The organism is Alcanivorax sp. HI0083 (genome assembly GCF_001635175.1).
Genome location: NZ_LWFX01000383.1, coordinates 1 through 1004, shown reverse-complemented (window position 1 = coordinate 1004; position 1004 = coordinate 1). Strand labels below are relative to the sequence as shown.

Annotated in this window: 1 protein-coding gene and 1 pseudogene; both read left to right on the top strand. The window is 59.1% G+C overall.

Features of this window, described 5'->3' with window-relative positions; genetic code table 11:
• Window positions 1-347 (top strand): annotated as a pseudogene (locus A3754_RS27145) (acetoin dehydrogenase); the annotation flags it as partial.
• 77 nt (window positions 348-424) lie between these two features.
• The coding region (locus A3754_RS03970; protein WP_063518894.1) for a DUF938 domain-containing protein at window positions 425-1004 on the top strand (580 nt) is incomplete at its 3' end.

Genomic DNA, 1004 nt, shown 5'->3' with positions numbered 1-1004 from the left:
TCACGGAATCCCTGCGCATCGAGCTGGAAATGGAAGGCAGCCCGGTATCCTGCACCTCCATTCACCCGGGCGGCATCAAGACCAACATTGCCAAGGCCGCGCGCATGAGCGATGGCGTTGAGCGCATCACCGGTGCCAGCAAGGAGCAATCCATCCAGGATTTCGAGAAAATGTTCCGCACAACGCCGGAAGAAGCCGCCAGCACCATCCTCAAGGGTGTCCGCGCCAACAAGCGTCGTGTTCTGATTGGCTCAGATGCGGTTGCCGTCGACACCATGCAACGCCTGTTGCCCACCAGCTACCAGAAGCTGGTCGCTATGGGCCAGAAGTACATGAGCAAGAAGTAACAGCCAGGGAGTCACGCTTTTCCCTTGCCAGAAAAAGCCTTTGATGGTGCCATGGCCACTCACTCACAGGAGTAGCCATGACACCCTCAGAGGTTCCTTTCTCCCAGGCGGCCGAAAACAACAAAGGCCCCATCCTTCAGGTTTTGCAACAACACTGTCAGGCCCCCGGCACCTTGCTGGAAATCGGCGCCGGCACCGGGCAACACGCCGCCTGGCTGTCCGCACAGCTGCCCCATCTGCAATGGCAACCCTCTGACGTACCCGACAACCTGCCCGCTATTCACCATTGGTTGAGCCAAACACCAAACCCGGCCAAGCCGCCCCTGGCGCTGGATGTCACCGGCGAGTGGCCCGCTGGCCCGTTTGATTATCTATTCACCGCCAACACCTTCCACATCATGGCGCAACCGCTGGTCGCCCACTGCATCGCCGAAGGCTGCCAACGACTCAGCACAACAGGATTATTCTTGGTCTACGGCCCCTTCAACTACGACGGGCAGTTCACCAGTGATTCAAACCGGCAGTTTGAAGACTGGCTAAAAGCTGCCGATCCACAGCGGGGCATCCGCGACAAGGAATGGATAGAGCAGGAATTTGCCCGCCACGGCCGACAATGTCTGGCAGACCATGCCATGCCCGCCAATAACCGGGTGCTGG